The organism is Streptomyces sp. NPDC012466 (genome assembly GCF_042955215.1).
Classification (GTDB): domain Bacteria; phylum Actinomycetota; class Actinomycetes; order Streptomycetales; family Streptomycetaceae; genus Streptomyces.
Window position 1 is genome coordinate 185,196 of record NZ_JBIBEQ010000003.1, and the last position, 19,636, is coordinate 204,831.

The following is a 19,636-nucleotide window of genomic DNA, read 5'->3' on the forward strand; positions in this document are numbered from 1 at the left end:
GCGGCCGGTCAGTCCGCGATGGGCAGATACACGCGGTTCCCGCTCGCCGCGAACTCCTTCGACTTGAGGGCCATGCCCTCCTCGATCTCGGTCCGTGTGCCGCCGTGTTCACGGCGGATGTCCTGCGAGATCTTCATGCTGCAGAACTTGGGACCGCACATCGAGCAGAAGTGGGCCGTCTTGGCCGGTTCCGCGGGCAGGGTCTCGTCGTGGAACTCCCGTGCCGTGTCCGGGTCGAGGGCCAGGTTGAACTGGTCCTCCCACCGGAACTCGAAACGGGCGTCGGACAACGCGTCGTCCCACTCCTGCGCACCCGGGTGGCCCTTGGCGAGGTCGGCTGCGTGGGCAGCGATCTTGTAGGTGATGACGCCGGTCTTCACGTCGTCGCGGTTCGGCAGGCCCAGGTGCTCCTTGGGCGTGACGTAACACAGCATCGCCGTGCCCCACCAGGCGATCATCGCGGCACCGATGCCGGAAGTGATGTGGTCGTACGCCGGGGCGACGTCCGTGGTCAGCGGGCCGAGCGTATAGAACGGAGCTTCATCGCAGATCTCCTGCTGAAGGTCGATGTTCTCCTTGATCTTGTGCATCGGGACATGGCCCGGGCCCTCGATCATGGTCTGCACGTTGAAACGCTTCGCGATCCGGTTGAGTTCCCCGAGCGTGCGCAACTCCGCGAACTGGGCCTCGTCGTTGGCGTCCGCGATCGATCCGGGCCTGAGACCGTCGCCGAGCGAGTACGTGACGTCGTACGCGGCGAGGATCTCGCAGAGCTCCTCGAAGTTCTCGTACAGGAACGACTCCTTGTGGTGCGCGAGGCACCAGGCGGCCATGATCGAGCCGCCGCGGGAGACGATGCCGGTCTTGCGGTTCGCCGTCAGCGGCACGTACGCCAAGCGCACGCCCGCGTGGACCGTCATGTAGTCCACGCCCTGCTCGGCCTGTTCGATGACCGTGTCCTTGTAGATCTCCCAGGTCAGCTCCTCGGCCCGGCCGTCGACCTTCTCCAGAGCCTGGTAGAGCGGCACGGTGCCGATCGGGACGGGAGAGTTGCGCAGCACCCACTCGCGCGTGGTGTGGATGTTGCGGCCGGTGGACAGGTCCATCACCGTGTCGGCGCCCCAGCGGGTCGCCCAGGTCATCTTCTCGACCTCCTCCTCGATGGAGGACGTCACGGCCGAGTTGCCGATGTTGGCATTGACCTTCACCAGGAACCGCTTGCCGATGATCATCGGCTCGATCTCCGGGTGGTTCACGTTGGCCGGCAGCACGGCCCGGCCCGCGGCGATCTCGTCCCGCACGACCTCGGGCGCCACGTTCTCCCGGATGGCCACGTACTCCATCTCGGGCGTGATCTCGCCGCGCCGGGCGTACGCGAGCTGCGTGACCGCCTGTCCCTCCCTGCCCCGGCGGGGCTGGCGCGGCCGGCCGGGGAAGACGGCGTCCAGGTTACGAAGGCCGCCGCGGGGCGAGGTGTGCTTGATGCCGTCGTCCTCGGGACGGACGGGGCGGCCCGCGTACTCCTCCGTGTCGCCGCGGGCGATGATCCAGTTCTCGCGCAGCGGCGACAGGCCCCTGCGGACGTCGGTGTCGACGAGTGGATCGGTGTACGGGCCCGACGTGTCGTACAGCGTGACCGACTGGCCGTTGGTGAGGTGCACCTGACGGACCGGCACGCGCAGGTCAGGGCGAGAGCCCTCGACATACGCCTTGTGCCAGCCGATGGACTTCCCGGCCTCCTCGGACTTCTCGTCCTGAACGGAGGCAGGCGTGCGTGCGTCCTTGCTGGTCATGAGACCTACTCCCTACGCCGGCATTACCCGGTAACAGGTTCGGCGGTCGACGCAGCGGCTTCCGTCCGGCGACGTTCCGTGTGAAACATCACTCGACTCCGGCGATGTTTCATGTGAAACATCGCTGGGACGGAGGTCAGCGCCCTCTCAGCCCGGTGCTCCGAGCTCCCGCGTGTACAAAAGGTGCCTCCACGCTAGCGGCAATTCTGGCGCGGTGAACAGAGGGCCCCCCTCGTTCTTGCGATGATCGGTCGGTGACCACGACGCAGCGTCCCCCCTACCCCCCACCCGAGTCGCCCCGCGGATCCGGCGCCGGAAACGGCAACGGCCGTGGTGACGGCCATGACGGCGCCGCCGGGGCCCGGCAGGAGCAGGCTCAGGGACAGGGCCTTGGGCCTGGCTACGGGCGCGGCGGGAGCTTCGGCCCGGGAGGCGGCGGTGAGCGTGGTTCCGGCTCCGGCGGTGGATACGGCTCGGGCTTCGGCGGCGGGTACGGATCGGACTCCGGCGATGAGTACGGCTCGGGCTCCGGCGGCGGGTACGACTCCGGTCCTGGCCGTGAGTACGGTTCTCGTCCCGGCGGAGAGTACGGGCCGGGCTCCGGCGGCGGCCCGGGTGCCGGTTCTTCCGGTGGCGGCCACGGTGGCCCCACCGGCGGGCAGGGCTCCGGCCCCGGCGGCGGGCAGGGCTCCGGCCCCGGCGGCGGGCGCGGTTCCGGGCCTGGCAGAGGTGACAGGAACGGCCACGGTGGGGGCAACGACCACGGTGGGGGCGACGGACACGGCCACGGCCCCGGCTCCGCACCGGGGGGCGGCCATGGTCATTCCCACAGTCACAACCACGGTCCGGCGACGCCCGTTTCCCTGCATCTGCGCAAGGTCATCGCGGCGGTCCTGATCCCGTTCGCCGTGGCAGTGCTGGTCGGTCTCGCCGTGCTGTGGCCGGGCGGCGCCCCGTCGCACGAACGCACCGGCGTCGGCTTCGACCGGCAGACGCAGGAGGCCACGGTCACCAAGGTGGTCGAGGTGAGCTGCAAGGAGGCCGGCGCCTCGGGCGTTCCGCCGACCGGCGACACCTCCACCGCGGAGGGTTCCTCGGCGGTGCAGGAGGAGAAGGGCACCTGTAAGAGGGCCACGATCCGGGTCGACAGCGGCAACGACAAGGGCCGTACGTTCACCGAGATCGTCCAGCCGGACCAGTCCCGCCAGTTGCACGAGGGCCAGGAGGTCGTGGTCGCCTACGAGCCCTCCGCGCCGAAGGACCTCCAGTACTCGGTCACCGACATCAACCGCCGTCTGCCCCTGGGGCTGCTCGCCGGCATCTTCGCACTCGCCGTCGTGGTCGTCGGGCGGTTGCGAGGTGTCATGGCCCTGGTGGCGCTGGCCATGAGCTTCCTGGTGCTGAACTTCTTCATCCTGCCGGCGATCCTGCAGGGCTCGAATCCCCTGATCGTGGCGGTGGTGGGGGCGAGCGCCATCATGCTCATCGCCCTGTACCTGTGTCACGGCCTGTCCGCCCGGACATCCGTGGCGGTGCTCGGCACACTCATCTCCCTGCTGCTCATCGGCATCCTCGGCTCGGTGTTCATCGACTGGGCCGCGCTCACCGGCAACACCGACGACAACACCGGCCTCATCCACGGCCTCTATCCGACGATCGACATGAGTGGTCTGCTGCTGGCCGGCATCATCATCGGCTCGCTGGGCGTACTCGACGACGTGACGGTCACCCAGACCTCGGCGGTCTGGGAACTGCACGAGGCCAACCCGTCGATGGGCTGGCGCGGGCTCTACCGCGCGGGCATCCGGATCGGCCGCGACCACATCGCCTCGGTCGTCAACACACTCGTCCTCGCCTACGCGGGCGCGGCGCTGCCGCTGCTGCTGCTGTTCTCGATCGCGCAGAGCAGTGTGGGGACGGTCGCCAACAGCGAACTGGTGGCCGAGGAGATCGTGCGCACGCTGGTCGGTTCGATCGGCCTGGTCGCCTCGGTGCCGGTCACCACGGCCCTGGCGGCGCTGGTGGTCTCGGCCGACCGCCCGGGAGCGGAGCCCGCCGCGGAGGCCGCCTCAACGGCCCCGGCGCGCGGGGGGAGGGGCCGGCGCCGCAAGCGCTGACTCCTCTGCGCCTGCCGCAGGTGGCCCGGGCCTGGGCGGAACCCCGCGAAGGCCTCGGGCAGCGGGGGAAGAGGCCCTGCGCTCAGACCCCGTTGCGGGCTGCGGCCTCGGGGCGCCTGGGCCCCGGGCGCCTCGGCCTCGGCCGCTTCCCGTGCCGCCGGCGGCTCAGCCGTGTCCCGCGCTTCCGGCGCCTCCACCACACCCGCCTGCACCACCTCCGGCGGCGGAAGCGTCCGCCCTACCGCGAGAAGATCGCCCGGTCATACGACCATCGCAGGAAGAAGCGTTCCTGCATGGCTCGGCGGCATCCGGTGAAGCGTTCCTCCACCGTGCCGCCGGGCCCATGCCTCAACCAGCGCTCTGCTCGGCGAGGATGCGGTCCAGGGCCTCGTCCAGGTGGGCGTCGAAGTCGGCGAGCGAGCCCTCCTGGCCCAGCGGCACCAACTTGTCCGTACGGTCGAGGAAAGCGACGAGCGGTGCCGTCGACGACCGGAACAACGCCTGGTCGCTGCCCACCTGAAGCCTGATCAACACCTCGCCCAGCGCGTCGGGTTCGACGGGCGTGACCCGCACATCGCCCTCCCCGCACGGCCGGCCGACCCCGTCGATCAGCAACTCCCGCCCGAAAGCCCACGTCACGGGGGCATCACCGGGCAAATGGAACGTCAGCCGGACGGCATAGGGATCACTGGACTCATAGCGCAGCTCCACCGGAATGCGGAAGGAGAGCTCCTCGGACACGAGAAAGCTCATCATGACCTCTGCTTGCACGGACTCGCGCATCGATAACCCCGTCATTCGCCGTGACTGGCCGGGAACGAACCTCTGACACTTGGTGGAATCTTGCTGAACGTACACAGCAGATCACAAGGAGTGAGTTTTCACATACTGATAGAGAGCGCGAGCGAGCCGAGCGACCGCCCGATCCCGGCCTGCAACTGCCGGGCCGCCGGCAGCAACCGGTCGACCTGGTGTGCGGGGAGTGAAATGGCCATCGTCGCTGCCGTGGTGCCGAGTGTGAGCGGGATCGCGGCGCAGACCGCACCCAGGGCGTACTCCTGACGCTCGATCACCGGTTCCATGCGCCGGATGCGCTCCAGACGCCGGAGCAGGCTGTGGTTGTCGCGCACGGTGTACGGCGTGAGCGGCTGCACCGGGTAGCGGTCGAGGTGGTCACGCCGTGCGTCCTCGTCCAGCTGGGACAACAGGCACTGCCCGACGGCGTGGGCGTGCCCGGTCTCCCGGAAGTCGGCCCACTCCTCGACGGCGGGGGTGTTCGGGGTGTCGGAGACGCACATGACGTCGATCTCACCCTCGCGGTACACCGCGTAGTACACGGGCACGCCGAGGACGTCCCGCCAGTGCGCGAGTGTGTCGACCACCGTGCTGCGACGTTTCTGCCGCGCTCCGCTGCTGCTCAGCCGCTCCGCCGCCTCACCGAGGAAGAACAGGCCTTTGTCGCGGCGCAGATAACCCTCGTGCACGAGGGTGCGCAGCAGGTGATAGGTCGTGGGCAGCGCCAGCCCGGTCTCACGGGCCAGTTGCTTGGCGGGGGCGCCGTACTCGTGCACGGCGACGGTCTCCAGCAGGCGCATCGCGCGCTGCACGGATCCGATGAGGGTCGGCGGAGGCGCGGGTGCGGAGGGGCCCGGTGGCCCGGGGGGTGCCGCCGAGCGGGGTTGCGCGGGGACGGTGTGGAGGTGGACGGGTGCGGTGTCAGCCGGGACCAAGGGTCTCTCCCGAAGCGGGGGGGGGCAGACCGTGCGGAGGAACACGGGTGGGGGTGTATGCCGCTCGCGGGGAAGTCCCCGCGTCGGGTTCCGGACTCTATTCGCCTGCCACCGCGTGCAGACGGCCCCGCCGGGAAACTTCCCCCGCCCGAGGGAACCGGTGATTCCAGGCGTTGCCCGCTACCCCCACCGGTTTCCCACCGGTCTCACCAGTCGCTGCGCGACGAGGAGCTCGATGTGAACTTCCGTACGACGTAGATCAGTCCCCCGACCAGCGCCACGAAGACCAGCACCTTGAAGAGCAGTCCGATGACGAACCCGACCACACTGGCGATCAGCCCGCCGAACACGACCAGGGCGATGACCGGCACCGCGATCCACTTCACCCACCACGGCAGTCCCGTGAAGATCTCTCGCATCGCCCTCGTCCTTACCTCTCCGCCCGTTCGAGTGCCGGGTCCTGTCGGTCCTTCTGGATCTCTGACGTCCTGCACTCGATGCTAGGTCCGGGGAGGGGTCGAACGGGGGCCTCGCACCCCTTGTCCTCCCCTGACCGATCCCCTAGGGAACCCTGAGGCGGTCCGTCACCTCTCGGGCGGAGAGAAGACCACCAGCACCCTCAGATCCTCGGTGATGTGGTGGAACTTGTGGGCCACGCCCGCCGGCACGTAGATCACGCTGCCGCGCGCCACCTGGGTCGTCTCCAGGCCGACGGTGATCGCGGCCCGGCCGCTCACAACGAAGTAGACCTCGTCCTGGTTGTGCGGCTTCTGTGGATCCTGCACGCCCGCGTCGAGGGCGTACAGGCCGACCGACATGTTCTGCTCCCGCAGAAACTGCAGGTAGGCACCGTCGTTGGCGGCGCGCTCCGCCTCCAGTTCATCCAGCCGAAATGCCTTCATCGCCTTGCCCGCCCCTGCCTCTTGTGCCCATGCTCGATCAGGTCTGCCACGATCAGACACATGATGAATTTCGTAGTCAAGACGATCGCCAACGCGGGTGCCCTGGCGGTCGCCGTGTGGCTGCTCGACAAGATCACCCTGACCGGTGACAGCACGGGCAAGAAGGTCGGCACCCTGATCATCGTGGCGCTGCTCTTCGGCCTGGTGAACTTCCTCGTCAAGCCGGTCGTCAAGCTCCTCAGCCTTCCGCTGCTGATTCTGACGCTCGGGCTGTTCACCCTGGTCGTCAACGCGCTGATGCTGCTGCTCACCTCGTGGCTGGCGGACAAGCTCGACCTGAGCTTCCACGTGGAGGGCTTCTGGACGGCCGTCCTGGGCGGTCTGATCATCTCGGTCGTCTCCTGGGCCCTGCACGTCGTCCTGCCCGACGAGGACTGAGCACCATGACGTACCGCGTCTGTTTCGTCTGCACGGGCAACATCTGCCGTTCCCCGATGGCCGAGATCGTCTTCCGCGCGCGGGTGGCGGAGGCCGGTCTCGACGGGCTGGTGGAGGTCGACAGCGCCGGCACGGGCGGTTGGCACGAGGGCGACGGCGCCGACCCGCGCACGGTGGCCGTCCTGGAGGACAACGGCTACGCCGGCGGCCACACCGCCCGGCAGTTCCAGCCGTCCTGGTTCTCGCGCCTCGATCTGGTGATCGCGCTCGACTCCGGCCACCTCGGAGCCCTGCGCCGCCTCGCCCCCACGGAACAGGACGCGCAGAAGGTACGACTGCTGCGCTCGTACGACCCAGCCGCCGGCGAGGACCTCGACGTACCGGACCCCTACTACGGGGGCATGGACGGCTTCGAGGAGTGCCTTGAGATGGTGGAGGCGGCGAGCACAGGGCTGCTCGCCGCAGTACGCGAGGACGTGGAGGGACGGGCGGCATGAGTGATTCCGCGAGGGGTGACGCGGGCCGGGCGACGGGCGACGCGAACCGGATGAAGGATGCCGCGAGCCGGGTGACGGGTGCGGCGGGCCAAGCGGCGGGTGCCGTCGACGACCTGACGGCCGCCGTGGACAAGGTGACGGGTGCCGCGGGTCTCGTCACCGCGGACGCCGGTGACGGTACGCGCGCGGTGCGGGCCGGGCTGCCCGAGCCGGTCAAGCACGAGCCCACCCTGCCCGGTCCCGTGTTCGCCGCCCACTTCCACCTGCCGGGCGACCCGACCGGCCCCTACACCTACGGCCGCGACGAGAACCCGACCTGGACGCTGCTCGAGCGCGCCGTCGGCGAGCTGGAGGCGCCCGGCCCGGACGGTGCAGAGACGCTCGTCTTCGCCTCCGGCATGGCCGCGATCTCAGCGGTGCTCTTCTCCCAGCTGCGCACCGGTGACGTGTGCGTCCTGCCCGACGACGGCTATCAGGCGCTGCCGCTGGTCCGCGCCCAGCTGGAGGCCTACGGCATCGAGGTGCGCACCGCGCCGACCGGCGGTGACGCCCAGCTCGACGTCCTCGACGGCGCGAAGCTGCTGTGGATCGAGACCCCGTCGAACCCCGGGCTGGACGTGTGCGACATCAGGCGGCTCGCCGAGGCGGCACACGCGCGTGGCGCCCTGGTGGCCGTCGACAACACCCTCGCGACGCCGCTCGGCCAGCGTCCGCTGGAACTCGGCGCCGACTTCGCGGTGGCCAGCGGCACCAAGCAGCTCACCGGCCACGGCGACGTCCTGCTGGGCTACGTCGTCGGCCGGGACGCCGAGGCCATGGCCGCCGTACGCCGCTGGCGCAAGATCGTCGGTGCGATTCCCGGACCCATGGAGGCCTGGCTCGCGCACCGTTCGATCGCGACGCTCCAGATGCGGGTCGACCGGCAGAGCGCAACGGCCCTGACGGTCGCCGAGGCGCTGCGTGAACGGCCCGAGGTGTCGGGCTTGCGCTACCCGGGGCTCCCCGGCGACCCCTCGCACGCTGTCGCCGCGCGGCAGATGCGGCGCTTCGGGTGCGTGGTGTCGTTCACGCTGCCCACGCGCGCGCGGGCCGATCGCTTCCTGGACGCGCTGCGGCTCGTGGACGACGCGACGAGCTTCGGCGGAGTGCGGTCCACGGCCGAACGGCGCGGGCGTTGGGGCGGCGACGCGGTGCCGGAGGGCTTCATCCGCCTGTCGGTCGGCGCCGAGGACCCCGAGGACCTGGTGGCGGACGTGCTGCGTGCGCTGGACGCGTCGGCCGCGTGACATCCCCATGGACGGTCCGAGCCTCCCCCCTCGTGGCTCGGACCGTCCCCCGGTTCCCCGCGCAAGAACCGCGCGACCAAGGCTAGTTGACTCTCTGTCAGTGTCCAATCACAGTAGCGACAGCGACCTATCGACTTATTTATAGTTGAGCGCGGCCGGGGACCGGAGCAGAGCCGAAGAGGGGAGCTTGTGCGGTGGATCTGGCCTTGCTGCGGACCTTCGTGACCGTGCACCGAGCCGGCTCCTTCACCCGCGCCGCCGCCCTGCTCGGCCTCTCCCAGCCGGCCGTCACCTCGCAGATACGGACGCTGGAGCGGCAGCTGGGCCGTCCCTTGTTCCTGCGGCAGGCCCGCGGCGTGACCCCGACGAGCATCGGCGACGAACTCGCCCACAAGGCCGCACCGCATCTCGACGCCCTGGTGGAGATCACCGAGACCGGCCTCGACGACGACTCCTCCTTACGGACGCTGCACCTCGCAGGTCCTCCGGAGTTCACCGCCGAACGAGCCCTGCCCGCCCTCACGGAGCTGACCGGCGAGGACGGTCAGGGCTTCGCCTTGCGCGCCTCGTTCGGGAACGCCGAGGAAACCCTGGAAGGGCTTTCCGCCGGGCATCATGATCTGGCCATCAGCACGGCCCAGCCGCGTGGCGCTCTGCTCACAGCGACTGCGCTCTGCGACGAGGAGCACGTCTTGGTCGCCGCGCCGCGCTGGGCCGGGGACACCGGCGCCGGGCAGCCGGACGGCAAGCCGATACCGGCCCTGGAGCAGGTGCCCGTGGTGGAGGTGCACGAGTCGCTGCCCTTCGTCTCCCGCTACTGGGCCTCCGTCTTCGACTCACCCCCGGCCGCCCCGGGCACCGTCATCGTTCCCGACCTGCGTGCGGTCCTGGCCTGCACGGTCGCGGGGGCGGGCATGGCAGTGCTGCCCCGCTATCTGTGCGCGGCAGCGCTGGAGCGGGGCGATGTCGTGCCCCTGTACGAGCCGGCGGTGCCGCCGTTGCGGACGTATTTCCTCGTGGTCCGCACCGGGACGCTCGCGATGCCTCATGTCGCGCGGGCGCACGACTGGTTGCTGCGGTCCTCGGCCGACTGGTGCTGAGGTGCTCGGGGTCGCCTGCCGGGCCGTACAGACGTGCGCTGCGGGGCGCTCCGACGAGAGGTGCCGGGCGCCATGGCGCGGGTGCCGGGGCGCTCGGGACGGTGTCTCACTCTGAGGGCTCGAGGGGTCACCCTTCGCGATGTTTCACGTGGAACCAGCCGGGCCACATTTCACTCATGACCGTCCGACCCGTGGTCAAGCGCACCGCCCGCGCCGTTCTGCTGGACGGTGACGACCTGATCCTGATCAAGCGCACCAAGCCGGGGATGGATCCCTACTGGCTCACCCCCGGCGGCGGGGTCGAGCCCAGCGACTCGACCGTCGTCGATGCCCTCCACCGCGAGGTGTACGAGGAGCTCGGCGCGAAGGTCACCGACGTGGTGCCCTGCTTCGTGGACACCATGGAGCACATCGGGGAGGACGGTGGTGCGACCGGTGTGAAGGTGCAGCACTTCTTCGTCTGCCGCCTGGAGTCCATGGACCCCTCGCTGCGTCACGGTCCCGAGGTGGACGAGCCCGTCGGCGAGTACGAGATCGTGCGTGTGCCCTTCACCCGGGTCGGGATCGCGTCCGTCCATCTCGTGCCGCTGTCGCTACGGCACTACCTGGACGGCAACATCGAGGGTGTTCTCGCCATGCACGCGCCCGACCTGGGCTGAGACGGCTGTTCAGCTCCCGGCCGCGACCAGTTCCTCGACGGAGTCGTGCCGTATGCGGTCCGACGGGATGCCGACGTCCCTCAGGGCGTCCACACCGCTGCGGATCATCCCGGGCGGACCCGAGAGATAGGCGTCGAACTCGTTCCACGGCCCGTAGGCGCGTATCGCGTCCGGCAACTGCTGGTGCGCCTGCTGGTCGATGATCGCGCGGACCGAGAGCCAGGGGTGGGTCTGCTGGAGGCGGAGCATGGTGTCGATGTCGTACAGGTCATGGTCGGTGCGGGCCCCGTAGAAGACCTCCACCGGTCGGCGGTCCCCGTGCTCGGCGACGTCCTCGACCAAAGCCTTGATGGGCGCGATGCCCGTGCCGCCGCCCAGGCAGAGGAGGCCACTGGCGGTGGTGTGGTCGACGGTCATCGAACCCGCGGGCGGGCCGAGCCGGATGATGTCGCCGGGGCGGGCGCGGTGTACCAGGGCATTGGACACCCAGCCGGCCGGAACGGCCTTCACATGGAACGACAGCAGACCGTCGGAGCGGGGGGCCGAGGCGAAGGAGTAGTGCCGCCAGATCCGCGGCCACCAGGGCGTCTCCAGGCTGGTGTACTGCCCGGCGAGGAAGGGGTACGGCTGGTCGGGGCGGACGGTCACGACGGCGACGTCCGGGGTTCTCAGCTCGTGCATGACGATCTCGGCGTACCACCAGGCCGGGGCGCGCAGTTCGTCCGCGGCCGCCGCATCGATCATGACCTGGGAGATCGTGGTGTAGGCCCGGACCCAGGCCGCCTCCATCTCCGGGTTCCAGACTCCGGCGGCGTACTTGCTCAGCGCGCCGATGAGGCATTCGCCGACGGCCGGGTAGTGCTCGGCCCGCGTCCCGTACTTCCGGTGGCCCCGGCCGAGGTTCTGCAGGTACTCGACGAGGACCTTCTTGTCGTCGATGTGCTCGGCGGCCGTGAGCAGCGCCCTGAGCAGCCGGTCCCGCTGGGTGTCCATCGCGGCCGGGAACAGCGACCGCAGGTCGGGGTGGCGGACGAAGAGCAGGGCGTAGAAGTACGACGTGACCTTGTCGGAAACAGGGGCGACCTCGGCCATGGCGCGGCGGATGAGGAGGGCGTCCGGGGATGCCGCTTCGGCCGGGGCTGTGGCGGCTGGTTCCGAAGGCGACGCCGGTGCGTGCCGCGGGGAGGGAACATGCGGCTCGGCAGCGGCAGTCGGCGGTGCGCCCACGGTGGAGGCGAAGGGCGCCGGGGTGAGCGCTGTGGGTGCGGGACCTGGCGACGAGGCGGCGGCCGGGCTTGAGAACGCGTGAAACGGGTGGTGCGGCGCGGCCGAAAGGGTGGATGTGGGGATCCCCTTCGGGGATTCCTGCCCAGGGTCCTGCCCATCGGCACTCGCGCCACCGGGCGTCGAGGCGGGTGGCTCGGATGTGCCGTCTTCCGGCCCTTCCGTGGCGGGCGTGGGCCTGCCCACGGGGCGTATCACGGCCGGTCGGCGCCCGTCTGCCGTCCCGGGTTCGCTGTCCGGCGCCGTCGGCGGGTTCTTGCGGGGTGTGAACCAGCCGCCCCCGCCGCCAGAAGTGCCGTTGTCGGCCGACGTGGTGGTCGGAGCGTCCATGGTGTGCCTCGCCTCGAGCATCTTTCGGTCGGTCTGCGCACTTCCTCGGTCGGAAGGTGCCTGCTTTCCCCCGTGGACGGTCTGCGTTCCCATCCTTGTCGCGGCCAATGTGGCCACATTCAACCCGTATTCCGGCTCCGTACGGACAAGTAGGGTGAGAGTGTGACATTGACCGCAGCAACTCTCATCGAGCTTCTCACCCGCCCGGACGCTTCCGTCACATAACCCGGAACGCGGGTCTTCAATCTTTCCGTCCCGTTAGGCTGCACAACCCGGCACTCGGCCCACACGGAACGAGCCGGCTCGTCCCGGACGCGAACCGGAGTCGACCCTACCGGCCACCGCTGTGCACACAAGTCCCCCCTTCGCTCGTCACGAATGGGGGCACGACGCGCATCAGCAAGTCGGCCAACTATGTGACCGGAAAACCCCGTTCACGGCCTCGATCGGGCACCAGATGTTCTTACGTGTTTCACGTGAAACATCCAGTCCCGGTCCGCGCGTCGGCCGAGCGGTGACAACTGGCCAAAAGGTCGTACGTCTCCGTCGAAACAGGTGGACGCCGGGGTGCCTTGTCGGACAGCCTGACCTGCGTGCCGACTCCTTCTCTTGCCTCATTGCCCATCCGTCGTCTGACGCTCCGCGATCAAGCCGCCTGCGCCGACTTGTCCGAGGATCGGGGGTGGCCACGGGAGGAGCACAAGTGGGCCTTCCTTCTCACGGCCGGGAAGGGCTACGGCATCGACGACCCCGACGGGGGCCTCGTGAGCGCCTGTGTCGTCACCGAGTACGGACCACAGGATCCCGCCCTCGCCGCGATCGGCATGGTTCTGGTCGCCGGACGGCATGCCCGCAAGGGTGTGGGGCGCCGGCTGATGCGCCATGTCGTCTCCGCGATGGGCACCACGCCTCTCACCCTGCACGCGACGCCGTACGGGCGCCCCCTCTACAAGGAACTGGGCTTCAAGGTCACCGGGCGGGCCGAGATGGTCGCCGGGCGCTTCATTCCCGGCGGGCCGGATCCGAAAGTGGCCACCCGTGCCGCGACCGCCGAGGACCTCACCGCGATCCTCCGGCTCGACGAGCAGGTGTTCGGGGCCGACCGAACCCACATCGTCACCCGACTTCCCGCTTTCGCAGACCAGTTGCGCGTGGCCGAGGAGCACGGGCGGATCATCGGATACGCGGCGGCCTGGCCCAACATGGACACCCACGTCGTCGGCCCGCTCATCGCACGCGATACATCGGTGGCCCAAGCCCTCATCGCCTCCCTCGCCGCGCACACCGACCGTCCCCTGCGCACCGACATCGACGTGCGGCACGAAGAGCTCCTCGCATGGGTGAAGGAGCGCGGTCTGGAGTCCATCGCCTTCAACTCGGTGATGTCCTACGGGATCTCCGAGTCGCCCGGAGACTGGAGCCGGCGGTTCGCGCCGGTCACGGTCGCGGCGGGCTGAAGAGCCTCGATATACGACAACGCCGGCTCCCCTTGCATCGGGAAACCGGCGTTGTCGCGCTGAAGAAGCGGCTCGGTCAGGCGAGGGCCTCCACGGCGGCCGTGGCGAAGCCGTGGTCCTGCTCCGGGGCACCCCCGCCGACGCCGATCGCGCCGATCAGGCGGCCGTCGCGGTGCACCGGCACGCCGCCGGCGATGAACAGCAGCGGCCGGTCGAGCGCGGTCGGCAGCGTGTGGAAGAGACCTCCGGGCTGCACCGCGTCGACGAGGTCGACGGTGGGCGCGTTCAGCTGGAGAGCCGTGTAGGCCTTGCGGGTGCTGGTCTCGCCGGAGATCAGCACGGCACGGTCGTCGCGACGGAAGGCGAGCAGATGGCCGCCCGCGTCCAGAACGGTGACGCTGACGGTGACGCCCGCGGCCTCAGCGGCACGGTGAGCGGCGGTGACGAGGACGTCGGCGTCATGGGTGGTCAGCGGGGCGACAGCGGTGGCGGTGCTCATGAGGGGTTCTCCTGGAAGGCTTGCTGTGGGGCAGGGGCGTGGGGTGGTCGGGACGTTCAGGTTGCTCAGTGGTGGACAGCGGCCCGCTGCTCCGTCGGCGCGGATCCCGTGACGACGGTGCTGGAACCACCGGCACGGCGCTCCAGGGCGGCCGAGACGACGGCCAGAACCAGAGCTCCGACAGCCAGGGCGGCACCGACCCAGTTGGGGGCGGTGTAGCCGAGGCCCGCCGCGATCACGAGGCCGCCTAGCCAGGCGGACAGGGCGTTGCCGAGGTTGAAGGCGCCGATGTTCACTGCGGAGGCCAGGGTGGGAGCGCCGTGCGCCTGGTCGAGGACCCGCTTCTGGAGCGGCGGCACGGTGGCGAAGCCCAGGGCACCGATCAGCGCGATGGTGATCGCCGACAGCAGCTTGTCGTGCGCGGTGAGGGTGAACAGCGCCAGGACGACGGCCAGGGCGCTCAGGGCGATGTAGAGCATCGGCATCAGCGCGCGGTCGGCGAACTTGCCGCCGACGAGGTTGCCGCCGACCATGCCGAGGCCGAAGAGGACCAGCAGCCAGGTGACGGAGCCGTCGGCGAAGCCCGCGACGTGGGTCATCATCGGCGCGATGTAGGTGATGGCCGCGAAGACGCCGCCGAAGCCGAGGACGGTCATGGCCATCGCGAGCAGCACCTGCACGTTCTTGAAGGCGGCCAACTCGTGCCGCAGGCGCACGCCCTCCGCCTTGGGCATGTCGGGGACGAGCCGGGCGATACCGACCAGGCCGATGACACCGAGGGCGGCGACGATGCCGAAGGTCACCCGCCAGCCGACGGACTGTCCGACGAGAGTGCCCAGCGGGACGCCCACGACGTTGGCGACGGTCAGACCGGTGAACATCATCGCGATGGCTCCGGCCTTCTTGTCGGGGGCGACGAGGTCGGCCGCGACCACCGAGCCGATGCCGAAGAAGGCGCCGTGTGCCAGTGAGGCGACGATCCTGCCGATCAGCATGACGGAGAAGGCCGGGGCGAGGGCCGAGAGCAGGTTGCCGGCGATGAACAGGCCCATCAGCAGCATCAGCATCCGCTTGCGGGAGATCTTGGTGCCGAGCACGGTCATCAGCGGGGCGCCGAACATGACACCGAGCGCGTAGCCGGTCACCAGGTAGCCGGCTGTGGGGATGGTGACCCCGAAATCGCCCGCGACCTCGGGCAGCAAGCCCATGATCACGAACTCTGTCGTTCCGATTCCGAAGGCCCCGATCGCGAGGGCCAAAAGCGCGAGAGGCATGGAGGGGTTACCTTCCCAGACGATTGCAGGAGCGCTTTGCGTGCGTCCACAATAGTTGCAGACGCGGGATATCTGCAACCGCCGTCTATTGCGATCCTGCTCTACCCTGGGAGACAGCCGCTCCGGGACGGAGGAAACGCCAATGACAGCGACGGACCCCGCGCTCACCGCTCTCGCCCAGAGCTGGTGCGCCCTCTCCCTGCTCCACGGGAGAATCGAGGCCCACATCGAGCGCGCTCTGCAGGCACAGCACGACCTCAGTGCGCGCGAGTACTCCCTGCTGGACGTGCTCAGCCGACAGCACGACGGGGACGGAGGCCATCTGCAGATGAAGCAGGTCGCCGACGCCGTCGTCCTCAGCCAGAGCGCCACCACGCGTCTGGTCACCCGGCTGGAAGACCGCGGGCTACTGGAGCGCTACCTGTGCCCCACCGACCGCAGGGGCATCTACACGAACGTCACCGCGGCCGGTCTCGAACTGCTGGAAGCGGCGCGGCCCACCAATGACGCCGCCCTGCGTGAGGCTCTCGACGAGGCGGCGAAGAACCCCGAGCTGGCCCCGCTGGTCCGGGTCGTGGAGACGCTGAAGGCCCCGGTGCCCGCCTAGGACACCTCCGCACAGGACCTCGCCGCGTGCGACAGCGCCGCACCGGCCGGCTCTGCGTAGAGTGCGCCCCATGGGAGATCTGGAAATACGTGCCGCCGTCGCCGACGACGTCCAGGCGATCGTCGCCATGCTCGCGGACGATCCGCTGGGTGCACAGCGCGAGTCCCCTGACGACCTCACCCCGTACCTGGCCGCGCTGGAGAGGCTCAGCGCCGACCCGAACCAGCGCTTGGTCGTGGCGGTCCGGGGAGGCCGGGTCGTCGGCACTCTCCAGCTCACGATCATTCCTGGACTGTCACGACGCGGCGCAACCAGGTCGATCGTCGAGGGGGTGCGCATCCACGCGGACGAGCGCGGCAGTGGCTTGGGAACTCAGCTCATCGAGTGGGCGATCGACGAATCCCGGAACCAGGGCTGCCATCTGGTCCAGTTGACCTCCGACAAGACGCGCGCCGACGCCCACCGCTTCTATGAGCGGCTCGGCTTCACGGCCTCCCACACGGGCTTCAAGCTCCAGCTGTGACAGCTGTGATGCTGTGTGCGGGCGCCTTGTTTCACGTGAAACAGGGCGCCCGCACGTATCACCACCTAACCGATGCCGCGCCATCCTTCGGGATCGACACCACCCGGCACAGGAGCACCCTCGTCATACGGTCGGCGCGTGAACATGAACGAGCCGAGGTCCAGGTGGCTCACGGACCCGTCCGGCCGCCGCACGGCCTTCAGGAGCTCGCCGGCGTAGTAGCCCTCCAGCCCTGTCCAGGTGCCGTCACCGTTCGGACGGAACCTTGAGCGACGGCCGCCGCCGGACAACGGCCCCAGGGAGACGAGCCCGTCGGACGTAAGCCGCAGAGCGAAAGCGTGCGTCCCCCAGTACCACGCACCCGTCAACTCCAGCAGCGACGGGTCGACCTCGTTCAGCGGCTGCCACGGTGCGGGGATGCGTGGCTCCGCCTCGGCGACGATACGGACCAGGTCCGCGGCGACGGGGAACAGCATCGGCCCGGACGTGGCATTGGCCAGGGCGATCGCCGCCACGTCGTCCTCGACGCTGATCATGAGGCAGGCGAGGAAGCCGGGCAGCGAACCGGTGTGGCCGACGAGGGACCGTCCGTTCCGCCGCCGGATCTCCATGCCCAGGCAGTAGGCGTAGCCGCTCGCCACGTCCGCCGCCTCGTGGGACGCGGCTGGCGTCCTCATCTCCCGCAGCGACTCGGCGCTCAGGACCCGTTCGTCGCCGTTGACCAGGAAGACCGCGAACCGCGCCAAGTCCGCCGCGGTCGACCAGAGTTGACCGGCCGGCGCCATGCGGCCCAGATCCTCGGTGGGCTCGGGAAGCATCGCGTCGGCCCAGGGATGCACGGCCCAGCCACCCGCATGGGGCGCCTGCGGCCGCACGCTCGTGCGGTGCAGCCCCAGAGGTTCGAGTACTTCACGCCGAAGGACCTCCTCCCATGGCGCCCCGCGGAGCTTCTCGATCAGTGCGCCGAGCAGCGCATAGCCCGGGTTCGAGTAGTGGAACCGGCGGCCTGGCGGGGTCAGCAGGGGCCGCTCACCCAGGACATGGGCGAGTTCGGGACGCAGGGATCCTGGGCTCCGCTCCCACCAAGGGCCCGGTGTCTCGGCCGCCAACCCCCCTGTGTGGGCAAGCAGTTCGGCGACGGTCGCCTCTCCCACTCCGGTGCCCGGCAGGTGTTTCTCCAGCGGATCCCCGAGGTCGATCGCGCCCTCGTCGCGCAGCCGCAACACCAGAACCGCCGTGAAGGTCTTGGTGATCGAACCGATCCGGTACTGCACGTTGTCGTCCGGCGCGTGGCCTTCCACCGAGGTCCGCGCGCCCGTCCACACCGTCGTCCCGTCCCGCACGACGGCCGCGACGAGCGACGGAGCCCGCCCCTCGGCCTGCGCGACGGCGATCCGGTGCAGCAGAGCGCGACGTGTGCCGGGGAGCAGTTCTCCCTGAGATGTCGTCATGGACCCAGTCCACCTGGCCGGGCAGCCCCTCGTCGAGCACATTTGGGGGGGCCTGTGAGGCGGGGGCGGATCAGGTCTGCGCCATGTCCACGAACCGCGAGTAGTGCCCCTGGAAGGCGACCGTGATGGTCGCCGTCGGGCCGTTTCGGTGCTTGGCCACGATCAGGTCGGCCTCGCCGGCACGCGGTGACTCCTTCTCGTAGGCGTCCTCGCGGTGCAGCAGGATGACCATGTCGGCGTCCTGCTCGATGGAACCGGACTCACGCAGGTCGGACACCATCGGCTTCTTGTCCGTGCGCTGCTCGGGACCACGGTTCAGCTGGGAGAGGGCGATGACCGGGATCTCCAACTCCTTGGCCAGCAGCTTGAGGTTACGGGACATGTCCGAGACCTCCTGCTGACGGCTCTCTGCCCGCTTGGAGCCACCCGACTGCATCAGTTGGAGGTAGTCGATGACGACCAGCCTGAGGTCGTTGCGCTGCTTGAGGCGACGGCACTTGGCACGGATCTCCATCATCGACAGGTTCGGCGAGTCGTCGATGTAGAGCGGGGCCGCGGAGACGTCGGGCATCCGTCGGGCCAGGCGCGTCCAGTCCTCGTCCGTCATCGTCCCGGACCGCATGTGGTGGAGGGCGACCCGGGCCTCGGCGGACAGCAGACGCATCGCGATCTCGTTGCGCCCCATCTCGAGCGAGAAGATCACACTCGGCAGGTTGTTCTTGATCGAGCAGGCCCGCGCGAAGTCCAGCGCGAGCGTGGACTTACCCATAGCCGGGCGCGCCGCGATGACGATCATCTGGCCCGGATGCAGGCCGTTGGTGAGCGAGTCGAAGTCCGTGAACCCGGTGGGCACACCGGTCATCTCGCCGCTGCGCGAGCCGATCGCCTCGATCTCGTCGAGCGCGCCTTCCATGATGTCGCCGAGCGGCAGGTAGTCCTCACTGGTCCGCTGCTCGGTGACCGCGTAGATCTCCGCTTGGGCCCGGTTGACGATCTCGTCGACATCGTCGTCGGCCGCGTATCCCATCTGTGTGATGCGGGTACCGGCCTCGACCAGGCGGCGCAGCACGGCCCGTTCGTGGACGATCTCCGCGTAGTACGCGGCGTTGGCCGCCGTGGGCACCGTCTGGACGAGGGTGTGCAGATACGACGCCCCGCCGACCTTGTTGATCTCGCCGCGTTTGGTGAGCTCGGCCGCGATCGTGATGGGGTCCGCCGGCTCGCCCTTGGCGTAGACGTCGAGGACGGCCTGGTAGATCGTCTCGTGGGCCGGCTTGTAGAAGTCGTGGCCCTTGAGGATCTCGACGACGTCGGCGATGGCGTCCTTGGACAGGAGCATGCCGCCGAGGACGGATTGCTCGGCGTCGATGTCCTGCGGCGGTACCCGCTCGAACGACGGGGCCGATCCGCTGTCCCACGACCCGCTGTCCCTGCCGCGCTCGTGCTGTTCGTCGCGGCCCCGGCCTCCGTCTCCGCGCCGGCGGGAGGCGGGCAGACGATCACTGGGACCGCTGTCGGCCCACGGGTCGTCCAAGGGCTCGGAAATGCTCACCGAGCCACCTCCTCCCGTCCGCCGAAGCAGACCTAGCCGTGCCTCTCTGTTCTACGGCACGGCACTGACAAATAAGAGGCCCAACTCCGGTTGGTACGCGCCGGTTTTGTGACGTTTTGAAAACTGGCGGACGGAGC

Annotated in this window: 19 protein-coding genes and 1 riboswitch; of the genes, 9 read left to right on the forward strand and 10 right to left on the reverse strand. The window is 69.5% G+C overall.

Annotation, left to right across the window (positions count from 1 at the left end):
• Nucleotides 1-8: 8 nt before the first annotated feature.
• Nucleotides 9-1,793 carry a phosphomethylpyrimidine synthase ThiC gene (gene thiC, locus ACFY9E_RS13215; protein ID WP_390982463.1) on the reverse strand — a complete coding sequence of 595 codons (1,785 nt, stop codon included), beginning with the start codon at nt 1,791-1,793 and terminating at the stop codon, nt 9-11.
• Nucleotides 1,786-1,975: riboswitch (TPP riboswitch) on the reverse strand. (Overlaps the previous gene by 8 nt.)
• 726 nt (nt 1,976-2,701) lie before the next feature.
• On the opposite strand from thiC, the gene ACFY9E_RS13220 reads away from it, so the two are divergent.
• Nucleotides 2,702-3,910 (forward strand): YibE/F family protein, encoded by a 1,209-nt coding sequence (locus tag ACFY9E_RS13220; protein ID WP_390982465.1) that lies wholly within the window; start codon nt 2,702-2,704, stop codon nt 3,908-3,910.
• 348 nt (nt 3,911-4,258) lie between these two features.
• On the opposite strand, the gene ACFY9E_RS13225 is transcribed toward ACFY9E_RS13220, so the two are convergent.
• From ACFY9E_RS13225 to ACFY9E_RS13240, 4 genes are all read right to left on the reverse strand, one after another.
• On the reverse strand, nt 4,259-4,693 hold the full coding sequence (locus tag ACFY9E_RS13225) for an SsgA family sporulation/cell division regulator (RefSeq protein WP_104779090.1): 435 nt from the start codon (nt 4,691-4,693) through the stop codon (nt 4,259-4,261).
• A gap of 98 nt (nt 4,694-4,791) precedes the next feature.
• The gene (locus ACFY9E_RS13230; protein WP_390983672.1) at nt 4,792-5,526 is read right to left on the reverse strand and encodes an IclR family transcriptional regulator C-terminal domain-containing protein; all 735 of its coding nucleotides are present in this window, start codon (nt 5,524-5,526) and stop codon (nt 4,792-4,794) included.
• A gap of 320 nt (nt 5,527-5,846) precedes the next feature.
• Nucleotides 5,847-6,059 (reverse strand): DUF5326 family protein, encoded by a 213-nt coding sequence (locus ACFY9E_RS13235; RefSeq protein WP_020271174.1) that lies wholly within the window; start codon nt 6,057-6,059, stop codon nt 5,847-5,849.
• 165 nt (nt 6,060-6,224) lie between these two features.
• Nucleotides 6,225-6,542 (reverse strand): cupin domain-containing protein, encoded by a 318-nt coding sequence (locus tag ACFY9E_RS13240; protein WP_390982469.1) that lies wholly within the window; start codon nt 6,540-6,542, stop codon nt 6,225-6,227.
• Between the two features lie 60 nt (nt 6,543-6,602).
• Between ACFY9E_RS13240 and ACFY9E_RS13245 the strand changes: the two genes are divergently transcribed.
• The 5 genes from ACFY9E_RS13245 to ACFY9E_RS13265 all read left to right on the forward strand — a co-directional run bounded on the left by ACFY9E_RS13245 (nt 6,603) and on the right by ACFY9E_RS13265 (nt 10,522).
• On the forward strand, nt 6,603-6,980 hold the full coding sequence (locus tag ACFY9E_RS13245) for a phage holin family protein (RefSeq protein ID WP_390982472.1): 378 nt from the start codon (nt 6,603-6,605) through the stop codon (nt 6,978-6,980).
• A gap of 5 nt (nt 6,981-6,985) precedes the next feature.
• On the forward strand, nt 6,986-7,477 hold the full coding sequence (locus ACFY9E_RS13250) for a low molecular weight protein-tyrosine-phosphatase (RefSeq protein WP_390982475.1): 492 nt from the start codon (nt 6,986-6,988) through the stop codon (nt 7,475-7,477).
• Between the two features lie 50 nt (nt 7,478-7,527).
• Nucleotides 7,528-8,763 carry a cystathionine gamma-lyase gene (locus ACFY9E_RS13255; RefSeq protein ID WP_390983675.1) on the forward strand — a complete coding sequence of 412 codons (1,236 nt, stop codon included), beginning with the start codon at nt 7,528-7,530 and terminating at the stop codon, nt 8,761-8,763.
• A gap of 194 nt (nt 8,764-8,957) precedes the next feature.
• A complete protein-coding gene (locus tag ACFY9E_RS13260; protein ID WP_390982477.1) occupies nt 8,958-9,863 on the forward strand; it encodes a LysR substrate-binding domain-containing protein in 906 nt (301 codons plus the stop codon).
• A gap of 176 nt (nt 9,864-10,039) precedes the next feature.
• Entirely contained in the window at nt 10,040-10,522 is a 483-nt protein-coding gene (locus ACFY9E_RS13265; protein ID WP_390982480.1) for an NUDIX domain-containing protein, read from the forward strand.
• Between the two features lie 9 nt (nt 10,523-10,531).
• Here ACFY9E_RS13265 and ACFY9E_RS13270 read toward each other — a convergent pair whose 3' ends face one another.
• A complete protein-coding gene (locus ACFY9E_RS13270; RefSeq protein ID WP_390982483.1) occupies nt 10,532-12,157 on the reverse strand; it encodes a globin domain-containing protein in 1,626 nt (541 codons plus the stop codon).
• Between the two features lie 572 nt (nt 12,158-12,729).
• Here ACFY9E_RS13270 and ACFY9E_RS13275 point away from each other — a divergent pair.
• Nucleotides 12,730-13,593 carry a GNAT family N-acetyltransferase gene (locus ACFY9E_RS13275; RefSeq protein WP_390982485.1) on the forward strand — a complete coding sequence of 288 codons (864 nt, stop codon included), beginning with the start codon at nt 12,730-12,732 and terminating at the stop codon, nt 13,591-13,593.
• A 76-nt stretch (nt 13,594-13,669) separates the two neighbouring features.
• Here ACFY9E_RS13275 and ACFY9E_RS13280 read toward each other — a convergent pair whose 3' ends face one another.
• Together ACFY9E_RS13280 and ACFY9E_RS13285 are read right to left on the reverse strand one after the other, a co-directional pair.
• Nucleotides 13,670-14,092, reverse strand: coding sequence for a heme-binding protein (locus ACFY9E_RS13280; protein ID WP_390982488.1), 423 nt, complete (start codon nt 14,090-14,092; stop codon nt 13,670-13,672).
• A gap of 65 nt (nt 14,093-14,157) precedes the next feature.
• Complete coding sequence (locus ACFY9E_RS13285; RefSeq protein ID WP_390982490.1) at nt 14,158-15,366, reverse strand: MFS transporter; 1,209 nt, start codon at nt 15,364-15,366, stop codon at nt 14,158-14,160.
• Nucleotides 15,367-15,508: 142 nt separating this feature from the next.
• Here ACFY9E_RS13285 and ACFY9E_RS13290 point away from each other — a divergent pair, with 142 nt between their 5' ends.
• Together ACFY9E_RS13290 and ACFY9E_RS13295 are read left to right on the forward strand one after the other, a co-directional pair.
• Nucleotides 15,509-15,973: a MarR family transcriptional regulator gene (locus ACFY9E_RS13290; protein WP_390982493.1), complete on the forward strand. Its 465-nt coding sequence runs from the start codon at nt 15,509-15,511 to the stop codon at nt 15,971-15,973.
• A gap of 70 nt (nt 15,974-16,043) precedes the next feature.
• Entirely contained in the window at nt 16,044-16,496 is a 453-nt protein-coding gene (locus ACFY9E_RS13295) for a GNAT family N-acetyltransferase (protein ID WP_390982496.1), read from the forward strand.
• 65 nt (nt 16,497-16,561) lie between these two features.
• Here ACFY9E_RS13295 and ACFY9E_RS13300 read toward each other — a convergent pair whose 3' ends face one another.
• A complete protein-coding gene (locus ACFY9E_RS13300) occupies nt 16,562-17,947 on the reverse strand; it encodes a serine hydrolase (RefSeq protein ID WP_390982499.1) in 1,386 nt (461 codons plus the stop codon).
• Between the two features lie 70 nt (nt 17,948-18,017).
• Nucleotides 18,018-19,499 carry a replicative DNA helicase gene (dnaB, locus tag ACFY9E_RS13305; RefSeq protein WP_390982502.1) on the reverse strand — a complete coding sequence of 494 codons (1,482 nt, stop codon included), beginning with the start codon at nt 19,497-19,499 and terminating at the stop codon, nt 18,018-18,020.
• Between the last annotated feature and the right edge of the window lie 137 nt (nt 19,500-19,636).

Coding starts and splice junctions, on each gene's coding strand:
- thiC (WP_390982463.1), bottom strand. CDS start 1,793: ATGACCAGCAAGGACGCACGCACGCCTGCCTCCGTTCAGGACGAGAAG.
- ACFY9E_RS13225 (WP_104779090.1), bottom strand. CDS start 4,693: ATGCGCGAGTCCGTGCAAGCAGAGGTCATGATGAGCTTTCTCGTGTCC.
- ACFY9E_RS13235 (WP_020271174.1), bottom strand. CDS start 6,059: ATGCGAGAGATCTTCACGGGACTGCCGTGGTGGGTGAAGTGGATCGCG.
- ACFY9E_RS13240 (WP_390982469.1), bottom strand. CDS start 6,542: ATGAAGGCATTTCGGCTGGATGAACTGGAGGCGGAGCGCGCCGCCAAC.
- ACFY9E_RS13245 (WP_390982472.1), top strand. CDS start 6,603: ATGATGAATTTCGTAGTCAAGACGATCGCCAACGCGGGTGCCCTGGCG.
- ACFY9E_RS13250 (WP_390982475.1), top strand. CDS start 6,986: ATGACGTACCGCGTCTGTTTCGTCTGCACGGGCAACATCTGCCGTTCC.
- ACFY9E_RS13255 (WP_390983675.1), top strand. CDS start 7,528: ATGAAGGATGCCGCGAGCCGGGTGACGGGTGCGGCGGGCCAAGCGGCG.
- ACFY9E_RS13265 (WP_390982480.1), top strand. CDS start 10,040: ATGACCGTCCGACCCGTGGTCAAGCGCACCGCCCGCGCCGTTCTGCTG.
- ACFY9E_RS13270 (WP_390982483.1), bottom strand. CDS start 12,157: ATGCTCGAGGCGAGGCACACCATGGACGCTCCGACCACCACGTCGGCC.
- ACFY9E_RS13280 (WP_390982488.1), bottom strand. CDS start 14,092: ATGAGCACCGCCACCGCTGTCGCCCCGCTGACCACCCATGACGCCGAC.
- ACFY9E_RS13285 (WP_390982490.1), bottom strand. CDS start 15,366: ATGCCTCTCGCGCTTTTGGCCCTCGCGATCGGGGCCTTCGGAATCGGA.
- ACFY9E_RS13290 (WP_390982493.1), top strand. CDS start 15,509: ATGACAGCGACGGACCCCGCGCTCACCGCTCTCGCCCAGAGCTGGTGC.
- ACFY9E_RS13295 (WP_390982496.1), top strand. CDS start 16,044: ATGGGAGATCTGGAAATACGTGCCGCCGTCGCCGACGACGTCCAGGCG.
- ACFY9E_RS13300 (WP_390982499.1), bottom strand. CDS start 17,947: ATGACGACATCTCAGGGAGAACTGCTCCCCGGCACACGTCGCGCTCTG.